The sequence below is a fragment of the Streptomyces caatingaensis genome, from assembly GCF_001187435.1.
GTDB classification, from domain to species: domain Bacteria; phylum Actinomycetota; class Actinomycetes; order Streptomycetales; family Streptomycetaceae; genus Streptomyces; species Streptomyces caatingaensis.
In genome coordinates this window covers 278,374-301,396 of the sequence record NZ_LFXA01000004.1, presented here as the reverse complement: position 1 = coordinate 301,396, position 23,023 = coordinate 278,374, and the positions used below count along the sequence as shown (strand labels likewise).

The following is a 23,023-nucleotide window of genomic DNA, read 5'->3' as shown; positions in this document are numbered from 1 at the left end:
GCCCTGTCGCGGTGTCGCCGCCGCCCCGCCGCCCGGCCCTTCCGAACACCGGACCGAGCGGCCTAGGGTGCTGGACATGCGCGTTCACGTGGTCAGCGACGTACACGGCAACGCCCGGGACCTGGCCCGGGCCAAGGACGGCGCGGACGCCCTCGTCTGCCTGGGCGACCTCGTGCTCTTCCTCGACTACGCGGACCACTCGCGCGGCATCTTCCCCGACCTCTTCGGCGTCGAGATGGCCGACCGGCTCGTCGAGCTGCGCACCGCCCGCCGCTTCGAGGAGGCCCGCGCGCTGGCCCGCGGCCTGTGGGCCGGCCTGGACCGCGAGGCGGAGCTGGAGAAGGCCGTCCGCCGGCAGTACGCCGAGCTCTTCGCCGCCTTCCCCACCCCCACCTACGCCACGTACGGCAACGTCGACGTGCCCCCGCTGTGGCCCGAGTACGCCCGCCCCGGCACCACCGTGCTCGACGGCGAGCGCGTCGAGATCGGGGGGGGTGGATCTTCGGCTTTGTCGGCGGTGGCCTGAGGACGCCCATGCGCACGCCCTACGAGATCGACGACGAGGTCTACGCCGCCAAGCTCGCCGCCCTCGGCGAGGTCGACGTCCTGTGCTCCCACATCCCGCCCGACGTGCCGGAACTCTGCTACGACACGGTCGCCCGCCGCTTCGAGCGCGGCAGTTCGGCGCTGCTGGAGACCATCCGCCGCACCCGCCCCAGGTATGCGCTCTTCGGCCACGTCCACCAGCCCCTGGCCCGCAGGACGCGCATCGGCGTGACCGAATGCGTCAACGTCGGGCACTTCGCCTCCACCGGTACCCCCTGGGCGCTGGAGTGGTGACGCGCCGCGAGAGGTAGCCTTCACCGGCAGACAGCACGACGGCAGAACAGCACGACACAGGCGAGCACGACTCAGGCGGCGGCCGGCACGGAGGAGCCACAGCGATGGCGGAACACACCAGCTCGAGCATCACGATCGAGGCGACCCCCGCCGAGGTCATGGCGGTGATCGCCGACTTCGACCGCTACCCGGAGTGGACCGGGGAGGTCAAGCAGGCCGAGGTGCTGGAGAAGGACGAGCGGGGCCGCGCGGCCAGGGTCCGCCTGGTGCTGGACGCGGGCGCCATCAAGGACGACCACACGCTGGCCTACACGTGGCCCGACGAGCTGACCGTCTCCTGGTCGCTCGTCAAGTCGCAGATGCTGCGCCAGCTCGACGGCTCCTACAGCCTCGCCCCGCTGGAGGGCGGCCGCCGGACGGAGGCCACCTACTCGCTCACCGTCGACGTCAAGATCCCAATGCTGGGGATGATCAAGCGCAAGGCGGAAAAGGTCATCATCGACCGGGCCCTCGCCGGGCTCAAGCAGCGCGTCGAGTCCGTCGTCGCTTCCTGACGCCCACCGGCTCCCCCTCCCCGAACCTCCGGAAGGTCCCTCCTTGCGCACGGTCCTCGTCACCGGTCCCGGCGGCGCGGGCCGCACCACCGCCGCGGCGGCCACCGCCCTCGCGGCGGCCCGCGCCGGGCACCGCGTCCTGCTGCTGACCGGCGAGCGCGGCCCGCTGCCCGACGCCGTGCTCGGCGTCCGGCTGCCGGCCGCCGGCGCCGCCGCCCGCCGGCCGTGGGGCACTCCGGCCGAGGCCGCCCCCGGGCTGCGGGCCGCCCGGATCGCCGCCGGGGAGCACTTCACCGCCCTCGCCGGCGACCTCCAGGACCGCGGCGCCGCCCTCTTCGACCTGCTGGGCGCCGCCCCCCTCGACCCCGAGGAGCTCACCGAACTCCCCGGCGCCGAACCCCTCGCGCTCCTCGCCGCCCTGCGCGCCGCGCACTCCGCCGACGCGGCCTGGGACCTGCTCGTCGTCGACATGCCCCCGGCCCACGACACCGTCCGGCTGCTCGCCCTGCCCGAGCAGCTGCGCCGCTACCTGCGCCGGCTGCTGCCCCCCGAGCGGCAGGCCGCCCGCGCCCTGCGCCCGGTCCTCGCCCAGCTCGCCGGCGTGCCCATGCCCGCCCAGCGGCTCTACGAACTGGCCGCGCGCTGGGACGCCGAACTGGCCGCCGTCCAGGACGTGATCGAGGCGGGCTCCACCACCGTCCGCCTGGTCGCCGAGCCCGGTCCGACGGCCGCCGCCGCGCTGCGGCCGGTGCGCGCGGGCCTCGCCCTCCAGGGCGTCCGCGTCGACGCCCTCATAGCCAACCGGCTGCTGCCCGCCGGCTCCGCCGACCCCTGGCTCGCCGGCCTCGCGGCGGAGCAGCGCGCCGCCCACGAGGAGCTGAGCGGGGAGTACGCCGCCGACGGCGTCCCCGTCCTCGCGCTGCCGCACCTCGGCCGCGCCCCGCGCGGCACCGCCGACCTCGCCGCGTTGGCGACGGCGGGCGGCCTCGGCAAGCCCGGCGACGGCCCGCCGCGGCCCGCCGCCGCCGTCGAGGACCGCCTCGCCGACGACAACCTGCTGGTCTGGCGGCTGCCGCTGCCCGGCGCCGAGCGCGACGGCCTCGGCCTGGTGCGCCGGGGGGACGAACTCATCGTCACCGTCGGCCCGTTCGGCCGCGTCCTGCCCCTGCCGTCCGCCCTGCGCCGCTGCACCGTCGCCGGCGCCGGGCTCCGGGACGGGGCGCTGTGCGTGCGCTTCGTGCCCGATCCCCGGCTGTGGCCCCGGACGCCCTGAACCGCGTTGCCTCGTTCGGGTAACGTCGGAGGAAAGCCCCGGTAACTGGAGTCCGCCGTGAACGATGCCACCGAGCACCCCGCACCGCACGGGCGGCCCGACCCCGACGCCTGGGAGGCGGCCTGCGCCGAGGACCTCGCCGCGGAACGCGCCCGCCGGCGCGAGCAGTACGGCCAGGGCGCCCCGGGCTCGGCCGGGGACGAGCTGCGCAAGCTGATCGACGCCGTCGCCGACAAGGTGGCCGGCCTCCGGCTGCCGCCGGCCGCGGCCGCGGCGCAGGGCGCCGTGCAGCAGCTCGTGGACGCCGCGAAGGCCGTCGTCGAGCCGGTCGTCGAACGCAACCCCGAGGTCTTCGACCACCTCGCCTCCGCGGGCTCCGAGCTCCTCGCGGCCTACCGCGCGGCCGTGCGCGGACAGGAGCAGCGGTGGACCCGCCGCGCGGCGGACGACGGCGGCGACGGCGGCGGTGACGCCGGCGGTGACGGCGGTGACGCCCCCGGCGGCCCCGAGCGGATCGACCTCGACTGACGCCCTCCCGCTCCGGCCCCGGACGGGAACGCCGGCCGGCTCCGGTACGGTTGTCGCGGCGGGGATCGAGCGAAAAACTGAGGGATTCATGGGACTCACCATCGGCGTCGACATCGGCGGCACGAAGATCGCGGCCGGCGTGGTCGACGAAGAGGGGTCGATCCTCGCGACGTGCAAGGTGCCGACTCCCGACACGCCCGAAGGGGTCATCGACGCCATCGCCGACGCGGTGCGGACCGTCAGCGCGGAGCACGACGTCGAGGCCGTCGGCATCGGCGCGGCCGGCTACGTGGACGACAAGCGGGCCACGGTCCTCTTCGCCCCGAACATCAACTGGCGGCACGAGGCGCTCAAGGACAAGGTCGAGCAGCGCGTCGGCCTGCCGGTCGTCGTCGAGAACGACGCCAACGCCGCCGCCTGGGGCGAGTACCGCTTCGGCGCCGGCCAGGGCCACGACGACGTCATCTGCATCACCCTGGGCACCGGCCTGGGCGGCGGCATCATCATCGGCAACAAGCTGCGCCGCGGCCGCTTCGGCGTGGCCGCCGAGTTCGGGCACATCCGCGTCGTGCCGGACGGCCTGCTGTGCGGCTGCGGCAGCCAGGGCTGCTGGGAGCAGTACGCCTCCGGCCGCGCCCTCGTCCGCTACGCCAGGCAGCGCGCCCAGGCCACGCCGGGCAACGCCGAGATCCTCCTCGGCCTCGGCGACGGCACCCCCGAGGGCATCGAGGGCAAGCACATCAGCGAGGCCGCCCGGCAGGGCGACCCGGTGGCGATCGACTCCTTCCGCGAGCTGGCCCGCTGGGTCGGCGCCGGACTGGCCGACCTGGCCTCGCTGTTCGACCCGTCGGCGTTCATCGTCGGCGGCGGGCTCTCCGACGAGGGCGACCTCGTCCTCGACCCGATCCGCAAGTCCTTCCGCCGCTGGCTGGTCGGCGGGCAGTGGCGGCCGCACGCCCAGGTGCTCGCCGCGCAGCTCGGCGGCAAGGCGGGGCTCGTCGGCGCGGCCGATCTGGCGCGCCAGGGCTGAACCGGATCATGATGGTGGCATGGGTGACGTGCTGCCTGATCTTCCGGCATCGGGCACCGAGGCCGACGGCTCCGCCGTCGTGCGGGTGCTGAGCTACAACGTCCGTTCCCTGCGGGACGACGTGGGGGCGCTGGCCCGGGTCATCCGGGCCTGCGCCCCCGACGTCGTCTGTGTGCAGGAGGCCCCCCGCTTCTTCCGCTGGCGCAAGGCGGTGGCGCGGCTCGCGCGGGCGGCCGGGCTGGTGTACGTGACGGGCGGGGCGACGGCGTCCGGGCCCATGATCCTCTCGACGCTGCGGCCTCATGTGGAGCGGGCGGAGGCGCTGTTGCTGCCCCGTACGCCCGGGCTGCACCAGCGCGGACTGGCGACCGCGGTCCTCCGCTTCGGGCCCGCCGGGGCCGCCGGGGCGCGGCTCGGGGTCGTCAGCTGCCATCTGAGCATCCGCGAGGAGGAGCGGTACGCGCAGGGGCGGCTCGTGCTGGACGCGCTCGCCGCGCTGGGCACGCCGCACGGTGTCGTCGCCGGCGACCTCAACGACCGCCCCGACGGGCGGACGTTCGGCCTCCTGGCCGGGGCGCTGCAGGACGGGTGGGCCGTCAGGCCGTGGGGGCGGGAGCACACGACGCGGCTCGGTGATCCGTTGCAGCGGATCGACGCGGTGTTCGCGACCGGGGGTGTCGAGGTGTTGGGGTGCGGGGTGCCGATGGGGCTGCCGGGCGTCTCCGAGGCGGATCTGCGGGCGGCGACGGATCACTTGCCGGTGTTGGCGGTGGTGCGGGTGCCGGCCGGGGGCCGGTAGGGGATTTGCCCGGACCCGCCCCGTCTGGGGGAGGGTCCGGGGCAAACCCCCTCACACAACCGCCCCCCGCCCCGGATCGTCGTCATCCTCGTCGTCCCCGTCCCGCATCCGCAGCACCAGCGTCGCGAAGCCGCCGAGGAACCCGCCGATGCCCAGCGTCGTGACCCACCAGGTCAGCTCCTGCTGGAGCAGGACCATCACCAGCAGCAGCAAGGGCCCGCCCAGCACCGCAAGCCAGGCGAAGCGCGAGGTGACGTCGCCGGTCGGGAGCGGCGGCGGCTCCGGGGGGACGAAGTGGCCCTCGTCATCGTCGTCGTCCGCGTCGGCGCCCGAATCCGGCGGCGCGGCCGACCAGTCGCGGGGCCCGACCCCGGGCGCGTAGACGATGAAGCCGCCGGGCCGCTCCGGCGGCTTGGGCGCCTCCGCCTCCGGAGAAGCCTCCGCCTCCGAGACGGTGGAGGAAGCGGAGGAGTCCGGGGAGGAAGGGGTCTCGTCCTCGCCGCCCGTCGCCGGCCAGCGCCCCTTCTCCGGATCGGGCTGCTCCCCGTACGCCGCGACCAGCTCCGCCCAGGCGGCGTCCTCGTCGAGGGGATCCCGGTCCCGGTCGTGGCCGGCGTCGCGCTCAGCCACGGGAGGCCGCCCGCCGCGCGGTGAGCCGGGAGATGAAGGCGTACGTGTCCTCGAAGATCGCAGGGGCGTCGTGGTCGAGCGTGGCCACGTGGTAACTGCGCTCCAGCAGCCGCTCGGTGACGTCCCGTGAGGAGACGCGGGCCAGGATGCGGGCCGAGTCGGCCGGCGGCACGACATGGTCCTCGGGGCTGTGCATCAGCAGCAACGGCTGGGTCACCTGCGGCAGTTCGCGGTCGACGAGCCGCAGGAAGTTCCGGAAGGAGTGCGCGGCGTGCAGGGGCACCCGGTCGTAACCGACCTCCTCCGCCCCGGGCTTGGCGATGTCGCTGGCGATCCCGGCGGCCGTGGGGATGACGTGCCGCAGCAGCGGCAGGGCCTTGGCCGCCTGACCGTGCACCTTGTTCGCCGGGTTGACCACGGCGACGCCCGAGACCGCGTCCCCGTGCCGGGCCGCGAGCCGCAGGGCCAGCGCCCCGCCCATGGACAGACCGCAGACGAAGACCTGCTCGCAGCGCTCGCGCAGTCCCCACAGCTCGCGGTCCACCTCGGCGTACCAGTCCTGCCAGCCGGTGATCTGCATGTCCTGCCAGCGGGTGCCGTGGCCGGGCAGCAGGGGCAGCGACACGGTGAACCCGCGGGCGGCGAGGTCGTCGGCCCAGGGCCGCACGGACTGCGGGGAACCGGTGAAGCCGTGGCAGACGAGGACGCCGACCTCTCCGCCTTCGTGGCGGAACGGCTCGGCGCCGGGGAGGAGCGGCACCGGGACTCTCCGATCGTGGAGCGAGACCGCGGGCACGACGACAGCGGCCGCGCGGAAGGACAGGGTCTGTCCCTCAGCCTACGCGGAGCGCCGCACGGCGGGTAGGCAGGTTAAGGTCTCCTCGTCACACACAGGAGGTTCTCGGTTGTTCTACGGCGCTATGAAGCTGTCCATCGGCGGGTCGCTGAAGCTTGCCTTCCGGCCGTGGGTGGAGGGCCTGGAGAACGTGCCCGCCGAGGGGCCCGCGATCCTGGCGAGCAACCACCTGTCGTTCTCGGACTCCTTCTTCCTGCCCGCGGTGCTCGACCGCAAGATCACCTTCATCGCGAAGCAGGAATACTTCACCTCTCCGGGTGTCAAGGGGAAGCTGACGGCCGCCTTCTTCAAGGGCGTGGGCCAGCTCCCGGTGGACCGCTCGGGCGCCCGCGGCGCGGGCGAGGCGGCGATCAAGAGCGGTATCGAGGTGCTGGAGCGCGGTGAGCTCTTCGGCATCTACCCGGAGGGCACGCGCTCCCCGGACGGCCGCCTCTACCGCGGCAAGCCGGGCGGCCTGGCCCGGGTGGCGCTGGCCACCGGCGCCCCCGTGATCCCCGTGGCGATGATCGACACCGAGAAGATCCAGCCGCCGGGCAAGGTGGTGCCGAAGCTGATGCGGCCCGGCATCCGGATCGGCAAGCCGCTGGACTTCAGCCGCTACCACGGCATGGACGGAGACCGCTTCATCCTCCGCTCGGTGACCGACGAGGTCATGTACGAGATCATGAAGCTCTCCGGCCAGGAGTACGTGGACATCTACGCCACGGCCGCCAAGCGGCAGATCGCGGAGGCGGCCAGGAAGCAGGCCGAGGAGGAGAAGGAGGCCGAGAAGGCCGCCAAGGCCGCCGGGCTCGAACCGCAGAAGAAGCACTTCTGGACCAGGGGCGGGGAGTAGGAGGCGCGCTCCGCCGGAGCGCGGAGCGCGAGAGGTGGGGGGATGACGGCCGAGCGCACCGGGCGCCCGCGTCGGGTACGGATGTCGGTGGAGCTGCCGCTGTGGCGCGCGCTGACCGGCTACCGGCTCGTGACGCTCTGCTACGCCCTCGTCCAGTTCCTCCCCAACCATCGCGACTACGACCATCCGCTCGGTGCGGCGCTCTACATGGGCGTACTCACCCTGTGGACGCTGCTCACCTGGAACCGCGTCACCTCCGCCGAACGCTGTACGCGCGGTTTCCTCGCCGTCGACCTCACCCTCGCCGTCGGCGGCATCCTCCTCACCGGAGTGCTGGACTCCGCCTACCGCATCGAGGACGGCGCGGCCACCCTCCCGTCCGTCTGGACCGCCGGCGCCGTCCTCGGCTGCGCGATCAAGGGCGGCTGGCGGTGGGCCGCCCCCGCCGCCACCGCGGTGGCCGTCGCCAACGCCGTCGAGCGCGGCGGCCTGCCCCGGGACACCCTCCACGACGTCGTCCTCGTCTGGGTCTCCAGCATCGCCATCGGCTACATCGTCGAGGTCGCCCGCGTCAGCGAGCGCACCCTCGCCCACGCCCTGCGGATCGAGGCGGCCACCCGCGAGCGGGAGCGGCTCGCGCGCGACATCCACGACGGCGTCCTCCAGGTGCTGGCCATGGTCCAGCGCCGGGGCACCGCGCTCGGCGGCGAGGCCGCCGAACTGGGCCGCATGGCCGGGGAGCAGGAGATCGCGCTGCGCACCCTGATCGCCGGCGGCCTGCTGCCCCGCCGCGGGGCCGGCGGCGCCGTGCCGGACCCGGACCCGGCCCCGGCCCCCGCGCCGCCCGCGCCGCGCGGCCCCTGCGACCTGCGGGCGCTCCTCTCCCCGTACACCGGGGCCACCGTCTCGTTCGCCGCGCCCGGCACGCCCGTCCTGCTGGAGGCCTCGGCCGCCGCGGAGCTGACCGCCGCCGTCGGCGCCGCCCTGGACAACGTGGCCCGGCACGCGGGCGAGGACGCCAAGGCGTGGGTCCTCCTGGAGGACGAGCCGGACGAGGTGATCGTCACCGTCCGGGACGACGGCCCCGGCATCCCCGAGGGCCGGCTCGCCGACGCCGAGCGCGAGGGGCGGATGGGCGTCGCCCTGTCCATCCGCGGCCGGCTGCGGGACCTGGGCGGCAGCGCCGAGCTGGTGTCCGTGCCCGGTCAGGGCACCGAAGTCGAACTCCGAGTACCACGGGGGAGCAAGTGACCCAAGTGAAGGTGATGGTGGTCGACGACCACCCCATGTGGCGCGACGCCGTCGCCCGCGACCTGGCCGCCGCCGGCTACGACGTGGTGGCCACGGCCGGGGACGGGCCGCAGGCCGTGCGCCGGGCCCGCGCCGCCGCCCCGGACGTCCTGGTCCTGGACCTCAACCTGCCGGGGCTGCCCGGCGTCGAGGTCTGCCGGGAGCTGGTCGCGGCGGACCCGGCCCTGCGCGTCCTGGTGCTCTCCGCCAGCGGCGAGCACGCGGACGTCCTGGAGGCCGTGAAGTCCGGCGCGACCGGCTACCTGGTCAAGTCGGCCAGCACGGAGGAGCTGGTCGCCGCCGTCCGCAGCACCGCGGCCGGCGACCCCGTCTTCACCCCCGGCCTCGCCGGGCTCGTCCTCGGCGAGTACCGCCGCCTCGCCGCCGAGCCCGCGCGGCCCGCCCGCGACACCCCCGACGCGCCCCGGCTCACCGACCGCGAGACCGAGGTCCTGCGGCTCGTCGCCAAGGGACTCTCCTACAAGCAGATCGCCGAACGCCTGGTTATTTCGCACCGGACGGTGCAGAACCATGTGCAGAACACCTTGGGCAAGCTCCAGTTGCACAACCGCGTGGAGCTCGTCCGCTACGCGATAGAGCGAGGTCTCGACGGCGCCTGATCCCGTCCCGTGGGCGCACGGCGCCCGTCGCGAGGGAGGGAAGGTGTCTGTCATGCGGGTCGGAGTGCTGACCGGCGGCGGTGACTGCCCCGGGCTCAACGCGGTCATCCGCGCGGCCGTCCGCAAGGGCGTGCAGCAGTACCACTACGAGTTCACCGGCTTCAAGGACGGCTGGCGCGGGCTGCTCACCGGCGCCGCCGTCCGGCTCGACATCCCGGCGGTCCGGGGCATCCTGCCCCGGGGCGGCACCATGCTCGGCTCCTCGCGGACCAACCCCTTCAAGGAACGGGACGGCGTCCGCAGGATCCGCGAGAACCTCGCCAAGGACGAGGTGGACGCGCTCATCGCCATCGGCGGCGAGGACACGCTCGGCGTCGCCGCCCGGCTCTGGGAGCAGTACGGCATCCCCTGCGTCGGCGTCCCCAAGACCATCGACAACGACCTCTCGGCCACGGACTACACCTTCGGCTTCGACACCGCCGTCGGCATCGCCACCGAGGCGATCGACCGGCTGCACACCACGGCCGAGTCCCACATGCGGGTGCTGGTGGTCGAGGTCATGGGCCGCCACGCCGGCTGGATCGCCCTCCACTCCGGCCTCGCCGGCGGCGCCAACGTCATCCTCATCCCCGAGCAGCGCTTCGACCTCGACGAGGTCTGCGGCTGGGTCACCTCCCGCTTCCGCGCCAGCTACGCGCCCATCGTCGTCGTCGCCGAGGGCGCGATGCCGCAGGACGGCGACCTCGTCCTCAAGGACGCCGCCGCCGGCCTCGACTCCTTCGGCCACGTCCGCCTCTCGGGAGTGGGGGAGTGGCTCGCCAAGGAGATCGAGCGCCGGACGGGGAAGGAGGCGCGGACGACGGTGCTCGGGCACGTGCAGCGGGGCGGGACGCCGAGCGCGTTCGACCGGTGGCTCGCCACGCGGTTCGGCCTGCACGCCATCGACGCGGTGCGGGACGGGGACTACGGCGTGATGGTCGCCCTCCGGGGCACGGATGTCGTGCGTGTGCCCCTTGCCGAGGCGACGGCCCGGCTGAAGACGGTGCCGCTGGAGCGGTACGAGGAGGTGAAGGTGTTCTTCGGCTGAGGCCGGGGGAGTCGCCCCCCGCCCCTCCCCCAGTGGGCCTCCTGGGGGCACCCCCATGTCACCGTTTCCCGGCGCGCTCCGCGCGCGTTCGTCCTCGGGCGCCGGACGGACTGAGTCAGCCCGCCCGGCGTTGGCCCACCGCCACCGCGGACAGCAACTCGCCCACGATCCCCACCCCGTTCACCGTCAGCACCGACTCCGGGTGGAACTGGACGCCGGCGAACGAGGGGCCGCGCAGGGCGTGGATGTCGCCCGTGGCCGCGTCCCGGGCGACGCGTACCCCGTGGAGCGCCAGCTCCTCCACGACCCCCTCGTCGCACCGCGCCGTGAAGGTGTTGTAGAAGCCCACCGTCTCGGTGGAGCCGAAGAAGTCGATCCGTTCCTGTGCCCCCTGGAAGGGCACGGCCTTGCGTGCGATCTCCAGCCCCAGCTCGGCGGCGATGAGTTCGTGGCCGAGGCAGACGCCGAGCAGTCCGTGCCGGTGCCCGGCGAGCAGGTCGGCGGTCAGGGCGCGCAGGAGCCGCATCTTGGGGTCGGCGGGGTCGGCGGGGTTTCCGGGGCCGGGGCCGAGGACGACGGGGCCCTCGTGCGCGAGGGCGGCCGGCCGGAGGCCGGGGGCGTCGTAGCGGCGGACGGTCACGGTCAGCCCGCAGGCGCGCAGCAGGTGCGCGAGCATCGCCGTGAAGGTGTCCTCCGCGTCGACGACCAGGGCGTGCGCCCCGAGGGGGGCCGCGGGCTCCCGCATCCGCAGCCAGAAGGGGGCGAGGTCCGCCCGCCGCGCGTCGAGCGCGGCCCGTACGCGCGGGTCGTCGGCCAGGCGGGCCGCCGGCACCGCGGGGGGCCGCGCGGCCGGGGGCCGGACGCCGAGGGCGGCCAGGACGCCCGCCGCCTTGGCGTGCGTCTCGGCGACCTCGCCGTACGGGTCGGAGCCGCGCACCAGGGTGGCGCCGACCGAGACGCGCAGCCGCCCGCGCCGGTCGATGTCCGCGGTGCGGATGAGGATCGGCGAGTCGAGGGTCTGCGCGCCGCCCGCGTCGCGGCCGATCAGCGCGAGGGCCCCGGCGTAGTAGCCGCGTCCGTCCGGCTCGTGCCGGCCGATGACCCGGCACGCGTTCTCCAGCGGCGACCCGGTGACCGTCGCGGCGAACATCGTCTCCTTGAGCACCTCGCGCACGTCCAGCGAGGAGCGCCCCCGCAGTTCGTACTCGGTGTGCGCGAGGTGGGCCATCTCGCGCAGGCGCGGGCCGACGACCACGCCGCCCCGGTCGCCGACCGTGCACATCATCTTGAGCTCCTCGTCCACGACCATGGACAGCTCCTCGACCTCCTTGCGGTCGTGGAGGAACTCCAGCAGGTCCTCGGGCGTGGGCCCGCCGGCCGGGTAGCGGTAGGTGCCGCTGATGGGGTTCATCACGACCGAGCCGCCGGACATCCGCACGTGCACCTCGGGGCTGGCCCCCACCAGCGTCCGGTCGCCGGTGTGCACGACGTACGTCCAGTACGCGCCGCGCTCGCCGCTCAGCAGCCTGCGGAAGAGGGCCAGCGCGTCGGCCGCGGCGAACCCCTCGATCACGCCCTCGAAGGTGCGCCGGACGACGAAGTTGGCGCCCTGCCCGGTGCCGATCTCGTCCCGGAGGACCCGCTCGACGATCCGGGCGTACGCGTCGTCGCCGGTGGCGAAGGCGCCGTCCGCGACCCGGACGCGGTGCGCGGGGAGCGCGGCCAGGACGTCGGGGAGCGGCAGTTCGTGCGCCTCATCGGGGCGCAGGACGAGCAGCGGCGTCCCGTCGTCGCGGACGTCGAAGCCGCGCTCGCGGAGCTGCCGGAAGGGGACCAGGGCCAGCGCGTCGGCCGCCGGGCCGCCGTGCGCGGGCGGCCCCTCGGGCAGGGGGATGTCCGCCAGCCGGGCGGCCTCGGTCACCGGGCCGGTGAGCAGTTCGACGACGTCGTCGGGGCGGCCGGGGGAGCGGCGGTGGAGCAGGGCGAACGGCGGGTGGCCGGGGGCGGCCAGCCGGGCGAGGAGGGAGGCGGTGTCGGGCACGGGGTTCCTTCCGGTGGGGGAGGGAACGGCCCCGGATGCACCGAAGGCCGCCCCTCGGGCGGCCTTCGCGGTTCTCGTGTACGCGCAGTCAGCGGGCCGCCGGGAGAGCGGTCCACCACCAGGTGCGGTTGGAGAGCACGTACATGCCGGGAACCCTAACGCATGGCCGTGACCGGCGGGGGAGCGCGTGGGCTCCCGCGGGGGGCGCCCCCGCGCGCACGCCGGGCGCCCGGCGGGGCGGTCGCGGGACGGTCCGTCTCATCCAGCGGGCACCGGCCCGTTTCGACCGTCACGACCCCGTACTGTTGAATCGTGACCGTGAACGCTGATACCGAAGCCGTCGCCGCCCAGGCGACGTGGCGAGACCTGCCCGCGGCGCAGCAGCCCGAGTACCCGGATGCCCAGGCTCTGCGCGATGTGATCGACGAGCTCTCGAGCTATCCCCCCCTGGTCTTCGCCGGCGAGTGCGACCAGCTGCGTCAGCGTCTGGGTGCCGTCGCGCGCGGCGAGGCGTTCCTGCTCCAGGGCGGTGACTGCGCCGAGGCGTTCGACGCGGTCGGCGCCGACCAGATCCGCAACAAGCTCAAGACGCTGCTGCAGATGGGCGCCGTGCTGACCTACGCCGGTTCGGTGCCGGTGGTCAAGGTCGGCCGGATCGCCGGTCAGTACAGCAAGCCGCGCTCGAAGCCGACCGAGACCCGCGACGGCGTGACCCTGCCGACCTACCGGGGCGACTCGGTCAACGGTTTCGCCTTCACCCCCGAGGCCCGCACCCCGGACCCGCAGCGGCTGAAGCGGATGTACCACGCGTCGGCGTCCACGCTGAACCTGGTCCGCGCCTTCACCACCGGTGGCTACGCGGACCTGCGCCAGGTGCACGCCTGGAACCAGGACTTCGTCCGGTCCTCGCCCTCCGGCCAGCGTTACGAGCAGCTCGCGCGCGAGATCGACCGGGCCATGAACTTCATGAACGCCTGCGGGGTGGACCCGGAGGAGTTCAGGACGGTGGAGTTCTACGCCTCCCACGAGGCGCTGATCCTGGACTACGAATCGGCGCTGACCCGGGTGGACTCCCGTACCGGCCGGCTCTACGACGTGTCGGGCCACATGGTGTGGATCGGTGAGCGCACGCGTCAGCTGGACGGGGCGCACATCGAGTTCGCCTCCAAGATCCGCAACCCGATCGGCGTCAAGCTCGGCCCGACGACCACGCCCGAGGAGGCGCTGACCCTCATCGAGCGCCTCGACCCGGAGCGCGAGCCGGGCCGGCTGACCTTCATCACGCGGATGGGCGCGGACAAGATCCGCGACAAGCTGCCCACCCTGGTGGAGAAGGTCACGGCCTCCGGCGCCCAGGTGGTGTGGGTCTCGGACCCGATGCACGGCAACACCTTCGAGGCGGCCTCCGGCCACAAGACCCGGCGCTTCGACGACGTGCTGGACGAGGTCAAGGGCTTCTTCGAGGTCCACAAGGCGCTCGGCACGCACCCGGGCGGCATCCACGTCGAGCTCACCGGCGACGACGTCACCGAGTGCGTGGGCGGCGGCGACGAGATCTTCGTCGACGACCTGCACCAGCGCTACGAGACGGCGTGCGACCCCCGGCTCAACCGCAGCCAGTCGCTGGACCTGGCGTTCCTGGTGGCGGAGATGTACCGGGACCAGTAGTCCCGGGGGCGGGCGCACAGGCGCACGCCATGGACGGACGAACGAACGGACGAGGGGCGCGGATCGAGTGATCCGCGCCCCTCGGCGTCGTCCGGCGTTGTACGGGAGCCGCCCGGCCAGGTAAGGTTAGGGTTACCTTATTGATCTCTGACCGGCGAGGCGGTGAACCGCGTGTACGTCTGCTCGTGCTTCGGCATCACGGAGCAGCAGGTGCGCGAGCACGCGGACCAGGGGCGGTGCACCCCGCGCCAGATAGCCTCCGCCTGCAAGGCCGGTACGGACTGCGGCAGCTGTGTGCGCCGTATCCAGGCCCTGCTCGGCCGGGGCGCCTGCCCGCGCCGGGAGCTCGCGGACCGGGGCGTGCCGGAGGCCCTGGCGGCCGAGGTGACCGCGCGGGCCGCCTAGGCGCTCCCGCCGCCTACGCGGCCCCGCCGTTCTCCTGCTCGATGTACTGGGCCAGGTAGAGCGGTTCGCCCAGCTTCTCGATCAGTTCGAGCTGGGTGTCGAGGTAGTCGATGTGGTCCTCCTCGTCCGCGAGGATGGACTCGAAGATGTTCGCCGAGGTGATGTCGCCCTTGGCGCGCATCACCTCCACCCCGCGCCGGAGGCGGTCGATCGCCTCCACCTCCACCTGCCGGTCGGCCTGGAACATCTCGGTGATCGACTGGCCGATGCGGAGGTGGAAGAGCCGCTGGTAGTTCGGCAGCCCCTCCAGGAAGATGATCCGGTCCGTGAGGGTCTCGGCGTGCCGCATCTCGTCGAAGGACTCGGCGCGGGTGTGCTCCGCGATCTTCGTCCAGCCGTGGTGCTCCTGGAGCTTCGCGTGCAGGAAGTACTGGTTGATGGCGGTCAGCTCGCCCGTGAGCTGTTCGTTGAGGAATTCGAGGATCTCCGGGTCGCCCTGCATCGAGCGGGCTCCTTCCTGAGGCGTGGGAGGTGCGGTGCGCATCCTCGCACCGGCCCCGGAGGCCGTCCAGTAAGTTCACACTTAGTGGGAGTTGTCCGGAAGCGGGCGGATGGTGGGGAAGTCCCGGAACCGCCGGGGAGCCCCCGGTCATCACCTCTCCGCCAGGTCTGACACCATGGAGGTATGGGTCAGTCGGAAAGCCGCAAAGGGGAACATCTCCAGCTGCCTCCGGGGCAGCGTCTCCAGCGCGGCTGGCCGGTCACCCACTACGGGCCGGTGCCGAAGTTCCGACCGGAACGCTGGGAGTTCCGGGTCTTCGGCGCGACCGCCGACGGTGACAAGCGCTGCTGGACGCACGACGAGTTCTCGGCGCTGCCGTACGAGACCGTCGTGGCGGATCTGCACTGCGTCACCAAGTACAGCGTCCTGGGCGCGGAATGGGGCGGGGTCGCCACCCGGACGATCCTCGATCTCGCGCCGCCGGCGCCGGACGTCACGCACGTCATGGTCTGGGCCGAGTACGGCTACAGCTCCAACCTGAGGCTGTCCGACTTCGCCTCGGAGCGCTCGGTCTTCGCGACGCACAAGGACGGTGAACTCCTCACCGCGGAGCACGGGTTCCCCGTGCGGCTGGTGGTTCCCCACCTCTACGCGTGGAAGGGGCCCAAGTGGGTGCGGGGAGTCGAGTACATGACGGCGGACCGCCGGGGCTTCTGGGAGGAGCGCGGCTACCACAACGTGGGGGATCCCTGGCGGGAGCAGCGCTACTCCTACCAGGAGGAGCCGGGCGACGGCCCGGAGCTGTAGAGCCCCGCCGCTTCACCTCCTCCGGGAGCCGGGAGGGACGGGGCTAAAGCCCCTCCGCCCGCAGGGACTTCAGGCGGGCCACGTCCGCGGCGTGGCCCTCCCTGCCCCCCGGCGTCTCGATCGTCAGCGGGACGCCCGCCGTCTCCGGGTGGGTGAACAGCCCCGCGAAGGGACCGGCGCCGATGTGGCCGGAGCCGATGTTCTCGTGGCGGTCCTTGTGGGCGCCCACGACGTCCTTGGAGTCGTTGGCGTGGACGAGGCCGAGGCGCCCGGGGCCGACCACCGAGACCAGCTCGTCCAGGGCCAGCTTCATCCCGCCGGGCGCCGCCAGGTCGTGGCCGGCCGCGAAGAGGTGGCAGGTGTCCAGGCAGACGCCGAGCCGGGGATGGTGCCCCAGCGCGTCGAAGTACGGCCCGAGGTCGGCGATCCAGGAGCAGAGGGACGCGCCCTGCCCGGCCGTCGGCTCCAGCAGCAGCCGCGGGTCGTCGTCGTGCGTGAGCTCGTCGAGGAGCGGCAGCAGCCGCTCGCGGACCTGCGCGAGCGCCGTCGCGCGCGCCCGCCCGCCCGTGGCCGAGCCGGTGTGGACGACGACGCCCCGGGCGCCGATCGCCCGGCCGCGGCGCAGCGAGTGCCGCAGTGACGCGACCGACCGGTCGACCGTATCGGGGTTGTGCGAGCCGAAGTTGATGAGGTACGGCGCGTGGACGTACGAGGGGAGCCCGGCCGCGCGGAACTCCTCGTCCTGCGCCGGGGATCCCGGGGGCGTCGCCCACCCCCGCGGGTTGGCGACGAAGACCTGGACCGCCTCCGCGCCGATCGACCGGGCGTAGGGGAGGCCGGTACGGGCCAGCCCGCCCGCCACGGGCACGTGCCCGCCCACGGGGTTGCGGACCATCAGAAGGCACCCTTCAGCCTGATCGTGATCGTGTCGCCCTTGGCCGCCTGGTCACCGGCCCGCACCGACTGGCTCTCCACGGAGTCCCGGGGGAAGAGGAACGGCTTGTCCACCCGCACCTGGAAGCCCGCGTCCGTCAACGCCTTCCGCGCCGCGGACTCACTCATCCCGGTGACGTCGGGGACGGCGATCATCTCCTTGCCCTTCGACACGGTGAGGGTGACCGTGTCGCCCTTGGCCGCCTTCGCGCCCGCCGCCGGCGACTGCCCGGCGACGGAGCCCTTCTCCCGCGCCGAGTAGACCCGGTCGTCCGAGACCCTGACCTGGAGGCCCGCGTCGCGCAGCGCCGCCGTCGCGTCCGCGACGGACAGGCCGCCGACGTCCGGCACGTCCTGCGGGGCGCCCTTGCTGACGACGAGGTTCACGGGGGTGTCGGGGCGGCGCTCCTCGCCCGCCCGCGGGTCCGTCCCGAGGACCGCGCCCTGCGGCGTCTCGTCGCTGAACTGGTAGCCGACGCCGCCGACGGTCAGCCCCTCCTCGGCGATCTTCTTGCGGGCGTCGTCGAGCCGCATGCCCACCACGTTGGGCACCTCGGCCCGCTCGGGGCCGCGGGAGACGGTCAGCGTGACCTTGCCGGTGTTGCGGATGCGCTCGCCCGGGCCGGGGTCGGTGGCCATCACATGGCCGCGCTCGACGGTGTCGCTGTACGCCTGCTTCGTCCGCACCCCGAGCCCGGCCGCGTCCAGCTTCTCCTCGGCCTTGGCCTGCGTCAGGTCCAGCACGGCGGGGACGGTGGTGAACTGGCCGGAGTTGACGTACCAGACGCCGGTGCCCGCCAGCAGGGCCAGCAGCACCCCGGCGACCACCAGCACCGCGCGCCGCGGCCGGGCGCGCAGCGCGGCCGCGAACCGGGAGCGGGCCGGCGGCTCCGGCGCGGCCGGGGGCGCGGGCGGGCGCTCCAGGCGGGCGGTGAGCCCGGCCGGCGCGGCCTCCGCCGGGGGCGCGGCGGCCGGCCGGGGCAGGACGCTGGTGCGGTCCTCGGAGCCGGGGGCCTCGGACCCGGCGGTGGCCAGCGGCGGGCGCGCGTCCAGCTGCCCGTCCGTCAGCGCCCCGCGGGCCGCCCGGACCAGGGCCAGCATGCCGACCGCGTCGTCGGGACGCAGCTCCGGGTCGCGGGCCGTGACGGTCGTCACCAGGTCGTCCAGCTCGGGCGCCAGGCCCGGGACCTCGGCGGAGGGCGCCGGCACGTCCCGGTGCAGATGCTGGTAGAGCACCTGGGCGGGGCTGGCGCCGCTGTGCGGCTTGGTGCCGGTGAGCATCTCGTAGAGGACGACGCCGCAGGCGTAGACGTCGGTGCGGGTGTCGGCGGTGCCGTGCTCGATCTGCTCGGGGGCGAGGTAGGAGACGGTGCCGAGGATCGAGCCGGTGCTGGTCGCGCTGTGCGTGCCCACCGCCCGGACCAGGCCGAAGTCGGCGACCTTGACCCGGCCGTCGTCGCCGATCAGCACGTTCTCCGGCTTCATGTCGCGGTGGACCAGGCCCGCCCGGTGGGCGGCGCCCAGCGCGGCCAGCACGGGCTCCACGATGTCCAGCGCCGCCCGCGGCTGGAGCGCGCCCCGCTCGCGCAGCACGTCCCGCAGGGTGCAGCCGGCGACGTACTCCATCGCGAGGTACACGTACGCCCCGTCCGTGCCCTGGTCGTAGACGCCCACCACGTTGGGGTGGTCGAGCCGGGCCGCGGACTTGGCCTCGCGGATGAAGCGCTCGACGAAGACCGCGTCCCCGGCGAGCGCCGGGTGCATCACCTTGACGGCGACGACCCGGTCGAGCCGGGTGTCCAGGGCCCGGTAGACCGTGGCCATGCCGCCCGCGGCCACCCGCGCCTCGATGCGGTAGCGGCCGTCGAGCAGCCGGTCGACGAGGGGGTCCGGCAGGGTCGTATCCACGGTCAACGAGTCTACGAGGCCGTGCGGACACGCCGTACGTCCGTACGTACGGACGGGTGCGTCCCCCGGCGCGGGCTCCTCCCCCTCCGCCGGCCCGGCCGCTCGTCCTCAGGCGCCGGACGGGCTGAACGACGTTCGTCCTCAGGCGCCGGACGGGCTGAACGAACCGAACGCCGGGCGCTCCGGGTCCAGCGCCGCCAGCCCCGACACCGGCGACGACGCCTCCGCGAAGTGCCGGCGCGGGATCCGGCCCGCCCGGTGCGCCAGCCGCCCGGCCTCCACCGCGTGCCGCATCGCCTCCGCCATCAGCACCGGCTCCTGGGCGCGGGTCACGGCCGAGGCGAGCATCACCGCCGAGCAGCCCAGCTCCATGGCCAGCGCCGCGTCCGAGGCGGTGCCGGCGCCCGCGTCCAGGATCACCGGGACCCCGGCCCGCTCCGTGATGAGCTGGAAGTTGTGCGGGTTGCGGATGCCCAGGCCGGAGCCGATGGGCGAGCCCAGCGGCATGATCGCGGCGCAGCCCGCGTCCTCCAGGCGGCGGGCCAGCACCGGGTCGTCGTTGGTGTACGGCAGCACCGTGAAGCCGTCGTCGACCAGGATCTCGGCCGCGTCCAGCAGCTCGATCGGGTCCGGCAGCAGCGTCCGTTCGTCGGCGATCACCTCCAGCTTGACCCAGTCGGTGCCGAGCGCCTCCCGCGCCAGCCGGGCGGTCAGCACGGCCTCGCCCGCGGTGTAGCAGCCCGCCGTGTTGGGCAGCACCCGGATCCCGTGCCGCTCCAGCACCGACAGCACCGAGCCGCGCACCGACGGGTCGAGGCGGCGCATCGCCACCGTGGTCAGCTCGGTACCGGAGGCCAGCAGGGCGCGCTCCAGGACCTCCAGGCTGGGCGCCCCGCCCGTACCCATGATCAGCCGGGAGGTGAAGGCCGTCCCGGCGATGGTGAGGACGTCGTCGGCCATCGTCAGCCCCCCTGCACCGCGGTGAGGACCTCGACGCGGTCCCCCTCGCCGAGCTCGGTGGCGTCCCACCGGCCGCGCGGGACGACGTTCTCGTTGACGGCGGCGGCCACCCCGCCGCGCGCGTCGGTGAGCGAGGCCACCAGGGCGGCCAGGGTGGTGCCGCGCGCGACGGCGCGCCGCTCCCCGTTGACGGAGACGGAGAGGGTGAGGCTCACGGTGCCGGTCATGCGGACTGCTCCTGGGGGACGGGGTGAAACGCAGGGGGGAGAAGGGACGGGCCTCCGCGGGCGGCGCGCCGCCGGTCAGCACCTCGGCCATGACGTCCCCGGTCAGCGGCGTCAGCAGGACGCCGTTGCGGTGGTGCCCGGTGGCGGCGTGCAGGCCGGGGACGGCGGTCGGGCCGAGCAGCGGCGCGTTGTCCGGCGAGCCGGGGCGCAGCCCGGCCGTGGTCTCGACGAGCGGCAGCTCGGTGATCCCGGGGACCAGCTCGTGCGCGTCGCGCAGCAGCTCGTAGACCCCGCCCGCGGTCACGGTGGTGTCGAAGCCGAGCTCCTCGGTGGTCGCGCCGACGACCAGTTCGCCGTTCTCGCGCGGCACCAGGTAGACGTGCCCGCCGCGCACGACCGCCCGGACGGTGCGGGAGAGGAACGGGCGGTACGCCGCCGGGACGCGCAGCCGCAGCACCTGGCCCTTGACCGGCCGGACCGGCGGCAGCGCCGCCTCCGGCAGCCCGGCCAGCCGGCCGCTGAAGCTGCCCGCGGCCAGTACGGTCTGGTCCGCCACGGCCCGGGTGCCGTCGGCGAGTTCCGCGCCGGTCACCCTCTCCCCGGCGCGCAGGGCCGTGACGGCCCCGGCCCGGTGGAAGGCCACCCCGGCCCGCTCACACGCCGTCAGCAGGGCCGCGGCCAGCCGCCGGGGGTCCGTCTGGTGGTCGCCGTCCACCCGCAGCCCGCCCTGCACCCCGGGCGCGAGCATCGGCTCCAGGCGGCGGCACTCGCGCCCCGTCAGCCACCGCGTCTCCAGGCCGCAGCGCTGCTGGAGCAGGTGCAGCTCGCGCAGGTGCGCCCGGTCGTCGGCGTCCAGGGCGACCGCCAGCGTGCCGCAGGCGCGGTAGCCGGTGTCCCGGCCGCTGGCCTCCTCCAGCTCGGCGGTGAACTCCGGATAGCGGCGCGCCGACGCCAGGTTGAGGGCGAGCAGGGCCTGTTCGCCGTGGTGCAGTTCGGTGACGGGCGCGAGCATCCCGGCCGCGGCCCGCGCGGCGCCGCCGCCGGGAGCCGGGTCGGCGACCGCGGCGGCCAGGCCCCGCTGGGCCGCCCGCCAGGCCGTGACCAGACCGATGACCCCGCCGCCGATCACCAGGACGTCGTACGTACTGCCTCGGGCAGATGCGTGCATGGGCGTCCAGCCCCTCCCTTCGCCGGCATGACCCGGATCAGGTTCGTACGGTCGGAGGCCGTCCAGCCTCCCTCTCAGCCCGGTCCGTCCGGGCTCCCGCGAGTGCTTCGTGCACCGGCCACCCTAGTACGGTCCGGCAACGGGCCGGAAGGCGGCGGGGGGACGGGGCGGCGGCCCGCGGGTCCGCCGGCGGACCTACAGTGATCGGGTGAGCGACTGGACGAACACCCGCAGCGGCTCCGCCTCCGGAGCCGTCGTCGTCGGCGCCGGCATGGCCGGGGTGCAGACCGCCGTCGCCCTGCGCGAGCAGGGCTGGACCGGCCGCATCCGGCTGCTGGGCGCCGAGCCCCACGCCCCCTACGACAGGCCGCCGTTGTCGAAGGCGGTGCTGCTCGGCAAGGCCGAGGGCTCCGCCTTCGAGGTCGACTTCGCCTCCCTCGGCGTCGAGGTCGAACTCGGCGTGGAGGCCACCGGGCTGCGGGCCGGCGCGCACCGGCTGGAGACCTCCCGCGGCCCCGTCGACTACGACGTGCTCGTCGTCGCCACCGGCGCCGAGCCCGTCCGGCTGCCCGGCGCCGAGGACGTCCCCGGCGTCCACCTGCTGCGCACCCTCGACGACGCCCAGCGGCTGCGGCCCCTGCTCGTCGAGCAGCGCGAGATCGTCGCCGTCGGGGCCGGCTGGATCGGCGCCGAACTGGCCACCGCCGCGCGGGAGGCGGGCTGTTCCGTGACGGTCGTCGAGGCCGCGGACCGCCCGCTGGCCGGCGCGCTGCCGGCGGAGGTGGCCGCGCACATGGCCGGCTGGTACGCCGAGGCCGGCGCCCGGCTGCTCACCGGGGTGCGGGTCGCGGCCCTGGAGCCCGGGGCGGTCGTGCTCGCCGACGGGACGCGGCTCGCCGCCGACGCGACCGTCGTCGGCATCGGCGCGCGGCCGGCGACCGGCTGGCTCGCCGGCTCCGGCGTCTCGCTCGCCCCGGACGGCTCCGTCGCCGCCGACGAGCGGCTGCGGACGTCCCTGCCGGACGTCTACGCCGTCGGCGACTGCGCCTCCTTCCCGTCCGGGCGGTACGGGGAGCGGCTCCTCGTCCACCACTGGGACAACGCGCTCCAGGGGCCGCGGGCGGTGGCCGCGAACATCGTCGGCATCGACGGGGAGGAGGGCGTCTACGACCCCGTCCCCTACTTCTGGTCCGAACAGTTCGGCCGCTTCGTCCAGTACGCGGGCCACCACTCGGCCGCCGACGAACTCGTCTGGCGCGGGGATCCCGCCGGGGCGGCCTGGACGGTGTGCTGGCTGCGCGGCGATGTGCTGGTCGCCCTGCTGGCGGTGGGCCGGCCGCGGGATCTCGCCCAGGGGCGGAAGCTGATCGAGCGGGGGGCCGTGGTGGACCGGGGGAGGGTGGCGGATGCGGGGGTGCCGCTGAAGGCGGCGACCGCCTGAGCGGGCCTGGGCCCGCCCCGAGGGCGATTTCCTCTCCCCGCCCCGCCCTTTCCCCGTTTCCCAGGGGCTGCGCCCCCCGACCGCGCTCCGCGCGGCGGGACGCGGGCTCCGCCCGCGGCGGGGGCGGGGGCTCCGCCCCCAGCACCCCCTTGCGGGGCTCCGCCCCTGCACTCCGGGCGGGGCTTCGCCCCTGCACCCCATCAGGCCGCCCGCTGGGCCTCTTTGCGGGGCTCCGCCCCTGCACCCCGGGCGGGGCTTCGCCCCTGCACCCCATCAGGCCGCCCGCTGGGCCTCCTTGCGGGCCTTCGCCTCTGCGCCCCGCCGGGTCGCCCGCTGGGGCTCCTTGCAGGGCTTCGCCCCTGCGCCCTTGGGGCTTCGCCCCTGCGCCCCTGGCCGGCTCCGCCCCCTGCGCCCCGGGCGGGGCTCCGCCTCTGCGCCCCACCGGGTCGTCCGCTGGGCCTCTTTGCGGGGCTTCGCCCCTGCGCCCCGCCGGGTCGTCCGCTGGGGCTCCTTGTAGGGCTTCGCCCCTGCGCCCTTGGGGCTCCGCCCCTGCGCCCCTGGCCGGCTCCGCCCCCTGCGCCCCGGGCTGGGCTTCGCCCCCTGCACCCCACCGGGGGCTCC

21 protein-coding genes, 2 pseudogenes and 1 riboswitch are annotated in these 23,023 nt (G+C 74.8%); of the genes and pseudogenes, 14 read left to right on the top strand and 9 right to left on the bottom strand.

Translation table 11 applies throughout. The features are described 5' to 3' along the window. Positions 1–76: 76 nt before the first annotated feature. The 6 genes and pseudogenes from AC230_RS08730 to AC230_RS08705 all read left to right on the top strand — a co-directional run bounded on the left by AC230_RS08730 (position 77) and on the right by AC230_RS08705 (position 5,024). Positions 77–840, top strand: a pseudogene (locus tag AC230_RS08730) (metallophosphoesterase family protein). A 104-nt stretch (positions 841–944) separates the two neighbouring features. Then, entirely contained in the window at positions 945–1,394 is a 450-nt protein-coding gene (locus AC230_RS08725) for an SRPBCC family protein (RefSeq protein ID WP_049715494.1), read from the top strand. Between the two features lie 43 nt (positions 1,395–1,437). Beyond that, positions 1,438–2,667, top strand: coding sequence for an ArsA family ATPase (locus AC230_RS08720; protein WP_049715493.1), 1,230 nt, complete (start codon positions 1,438–1,440; stop codon positions 2,665–2,667). A gap of 57 nt (positions 2,668–2,724) precedes the next feature. After that, positions 2,725–3,195 (top strand): DUF5304 domain-containing protein, encoded by a 471-nt coding sequence (locus AC230_RS08715; protein WP_049715492.1) that lies wholly within the window; start codon positions 2,725–2,727, stop codon positions 3,193–3,195. An 88-nt stretch (positions 3,196–3,283) separates the two neighbouring features. Continuing rightward, complete coding sequence (locus AC230_RS08710; RefSeq protein WP_049715491.1) at positions 3,284–4,225, top strand: ROK family glucokinase; 942 nt, start codon at positions 3,284–3,286, stop codon at positions 4,223–4,225. Positions 4,226–4,244: 19 nt separating this feature from the next. Beyond that, complete coding sequence (locus AC230_RS08705) at positions 4,245–5,024, top strand: endonuclease/exonuclease/phosphatase family protein (RefSeq protein WP_049715490.1); 780 nt, start codon at positions 4,245–4,247, stop codon at positions 5,022–5,024. Between the two features lie 51 nt (positions 5,025–5,075). Here the strand turns inward: AC230_RS08705 and AC230_RS08700 are convergent, their stop codons facing one another. Further along, a complete protein-coding gene (locus AC230_RS08700) occupies positions 5,076–5,654 on the bottom strand; it encodes a hypothetical protein (protein ID WP_049715489.1) in 579 nt (192 codons plus the stop codon). Further along, the gene (locus AC230_RS08695) at positions 5,647–6,414 is read right to left on the bottom strand and encodes an alpha/beta hydrolase (protein ID WP_049715488.1); all 768 of its coding nucleotides are present in this window, start codon (positions 6,412–6,414) and stop codon (positions 5,647–5,649) included. Before AC230_RS08695 ends, AC230_RS08700 begins: the two co-directional genes overlap by 8 nt. A gap of 160 nt (positions 6,415–6,574) precedes the next feature. Between AC230_RS08695 and AC230_RS08690 the strand changes: the two genes are divergently transcribed. From AC230_RS08690 to AC230_RS08675, 4 genes are read left to right on the top strand one after another with little or no spacing between them, the layout of a single operon-like run. Beyond that, positions 6,575–7,345 (top strand): lysophospholipid acyltransferase family protein, encoded by a 771-nt coding sequence (locus AC230_RS08690; RefSeq protein ID WP_049715487.1) that lies wholly within the window; start codon positions 6,575–6,577, stop codon positions 7,343–7,345. Between the two features lie 42 nt (positions 7,346–7,387). Further along, a complete protein-coding gene (gene macS, locus AC230_RS08685) occupies positions 7,388–8,596 on the top strand; it encodes a MacS family sensor histidine kinase (RefSeq protein WP_241833138.1) in 1,209 nt (402 codons plus the stop codon). Between the two features lie 14 nt (positions 8,597–8,610). Further along, positions 8,611–9,255 (top strand): response regulator, encoded by a 645-nt coding sequence (locus tag AC230_RS08680; protein ID WP_049715849.1) that lies wholly within the window; start codon positions 8,611–8,613, stop codon positions 9,253–9,255. Between the two features lie 52 nt (positions 9,256–9,307). Then, positions 9,308–10,342: a 6-phosphofructokinase gene (locus AC230_RS08675; protein ID WP_049715486.1), complete on the top strand. Its 1,035-nt coding sequence runs from the start codon at positions 9,308–9,310 to the stop codon at positions 10,340–10,342. 115 nt (positions 10,343–10,457) lie between these two features. Here AC230_RS08675 and AC230_RS08670 read toward each other — a convergent pair whose 3' ends face one another. Further along, a complete protein-coding gene (locus AC230_RS08670) occupies positions 10,458–12,383 on the bottom strand; it encodes an anthranilate synthase family protein (protein ID WP_049715485.1) in 1,926 nt (641 codons plus the stop codon). 312 nt (positions 12,384–12,695) lie between these two features. Between AC230_RS08670 and AC230_RS08665 the strand changes: the two genes are divergently transcribed. Together AC230_RS08665 and AC230_RS08660 are read left to right on the top strand one after the other, a co-directional pair. Next, positions 12,696–14,051, top strand: coding sequence for a class II 3-deoxy-7-phosphoheptulonate synthase (locus AC230_RS08665; protein WP_049715484.1), 1,356 nt, complete (start codon positions 12,696–12,698; stop codon positions 14,049–14,051). A 162-nt stretch (positions 14,052–14,213) separates the two neighbouring features. Then, positions 14,214–14,456 carry a (2Fe-2S)-binding protein gene (locus AC230_RS08660; protein ID WP_049715483.1) on the top strand — a complete coding sequence of 81 codons (243 nt, stop codon included), beginning with the start codon at positions 14,214–14,216 and terminating at the stop codon, positions 14,454–14,456. 13 nt (positions 14,457–14,469) lie between these two features. Here the strand turns inward: AC230_RS08660 and bfr are convergent, their stop codons facing one another. Next, on the bottom strand, positions 14,470–14,958 hold the full coding sequence (gene bfr, locus AC230_RS08655) for a bacterioferritin (RefSeq protein ID WP_049715482.1): 489 nt from the start codon (positions 14,956–14,958) through the stop codon (positions 14,470–14,472). Positions 14,959–15,141: 183 nt separating this feature from the next. On the opposite strand from bfr, the gene AC230_RS08650 reads away from it, so the two are divergent. Continuing rightward, positions 15,142–15,765 (top strand): sulfite oxidase-like oxidoreductase, encoded by a 624-nt coding sequence (locus tag AC230_RS08650; protein ID WP_049715481.1) that lies wholly within the window; start codon positions 15,142–15,144, stop codon positions 15,763–15,765. Positions 15,766–15,808: 43 nt separating this feature from the next. Here AC230_RS08650 and AC230_RS08645 read toward each other — a convergent pair whose 3' ends face one another. From AC230_RS08645 to thiO, 5 genes and pseudogenes are all read right to left on the bottom strand, one after another. Then, a complete protein-coding gene (locus tag AC230_RS08645; protein ID WP_049715480.1) occupies positions 15,809–16,660 on the bottom strand; it encodes a deoxyribonuclease IV in 852 nt (283 codons plus the stop codon). Then, on the bottom strand, positions 16,660–18,606 hold the full coding sequence (gene pknB, locus AC230_RS08640) for a Stk1 family PASTA domain-containing Ser/Thr kinase (protein WP_198535476.1): 1,947 nt from the start codon (positions 18,604–18,606) through the stop codon (positions 16,660–16,662). The genes AC230_RS08645 and pknB overlap by 1 nt, the downstream gene beginning before the upstream one ends. Before the next feature lie 141 nt (positions 18,607–18,747). Then, positions 18,748–19,566, bottom strand: coding sequence for a thiazole synthase (locus tag AC230_RS30885; RefSeq protein ID WP_078871124.1), 819 nt, complete (start codon positions 19,564–19,566; stop codon positions 18,748–18,750). Between the two features lie 2 nt (positions 19,567–19,568). Further along, on the bottom strand, positions 19,569–19,793 hold the full coding sequence (thiS, locus tag AC230_RS30880) for a sulfur carrier protein ThiS (RefSeq protein WP_078871123.1): 225 nt from the start codon (positions 19,791–19,793) through the stop codon (positions 19,569–19,571). A gap of 16 nt (positions 19,794–19,809) precedes the next feature. After that, positions 19,810–20,961: pseudogene (gene thiO, locus AC230_RS08635) on the bottom strand (glycine oxidase ThiO); the annotation flags it as partial. Beyond that, positions 20,959–21,071, bottom strand: a riboswitch (TPP riboswitch). (Overlaps the previous pseudogene by 3 nt.) A gap of 98 nt (positions 21,072–21,169) precedes the next feature. Here thiO and AC230_RS08630 point away from each other — a divergent pair. Continuing rightward, a complete protein-coding gene (locus tag AC230_RS08630) occupies positions 21,170–22,402 on the top strand; it encodes an NAD(P)/FAD-dependent oxidoreductase (RefSeq protein ID WP_049715479.1) in 1,233 nt (410 codons plus the stop codon). Positions 22,403–23,023 lie beyond the last annotated feature (621 nt).

Excerpts from the sequence above, each read along its gene's own strand:
- AC230_RS08725 (WP_049715494.1), top strand. The coding sequence starts at position 945 with ATGGCGGAACACACCAGCTCGAGCATCACGATCGAGGCGACCCCCGCC.
- AC230_RS08710 (WP_049715491.1), top strand. The coding sequence starts at position 3,284 with ATGGGACTCACCATCGGCGTCGACATCGGCGGCACGAAGATCGCGGCC.
- AC230_RS08705 (WP_049715490.1), top strand. The coding sequence starts at position 4,245 with ATGGGTGACGTGCTGCCTGATCTTCCGGCATCGGGCACCGAGGCCGAC.
- AC230_RS08690 (WP_049715487.1), top strand. The coding sequence starts at position 6,575 with ATGAAGCTGTCCATCGGCGGGTCGCTGAAGCTTGCCTTCCGGCCGTGG.
- macS (WP_241833138.1), top strand. The coding sequence starts at position 7,388 with ATGACGGCCGAGCGCACCGGGCGCCCGCGTCGGGTACGGATGTCGGTG.
- AC230_RS08680 (WP_049715849.1), top strand. The coding sequence starts at position 8,611 with ATGGTGGTCGACGACCACCCCATGTGGCGCGACGCCGTCGCCCGCGAC.
- AC230_RS08675 (WP_049715486.1), top strand. The coding sequence starts at position 9,308 with ATGCGGGTCGGAGTGCTGACCGGCGGCGGTGACTGCCCCGGGCTCAAC.
- bfr (WP_049715482.1), bottom strand. The coding sequence starts at position 14,958 with ATGCAGGGCGACCCGGAGATCCTCGAATTCCTCAACGAACAGCTCACG.
- AC230_RS08650 (WP_049715481.1), top strand. The coding sequence starts at position 15,142 with ATGGGTCAGTCGGAAAGCCGCAAAGGGGAACATCTCCAGCTGCCTCCG.
- AC230_RS08645 (WP_049715480.1), bottom strand. The coding sequence starts at position 16,660 with ATGGTCCGCAACCCCGTGGGCGGGCACGTGCCCGTGGCGGGCGGGCTG.
- AC230_RS30885 (WP_078871124.1), bottom strand. The coding sequence starts at position 19,566 with ATGGCCGACGACGTCCTCACCATCGCCGGGACGGCCTTCACCTCCCGG.
- thiS (WP_078871123.1), bottom strand. The coding sequence starts at position 19,793 with ATGACCGGCACCGTGAGCCTCACCCTCTCCGTCTCCGTCAACGGGGAG.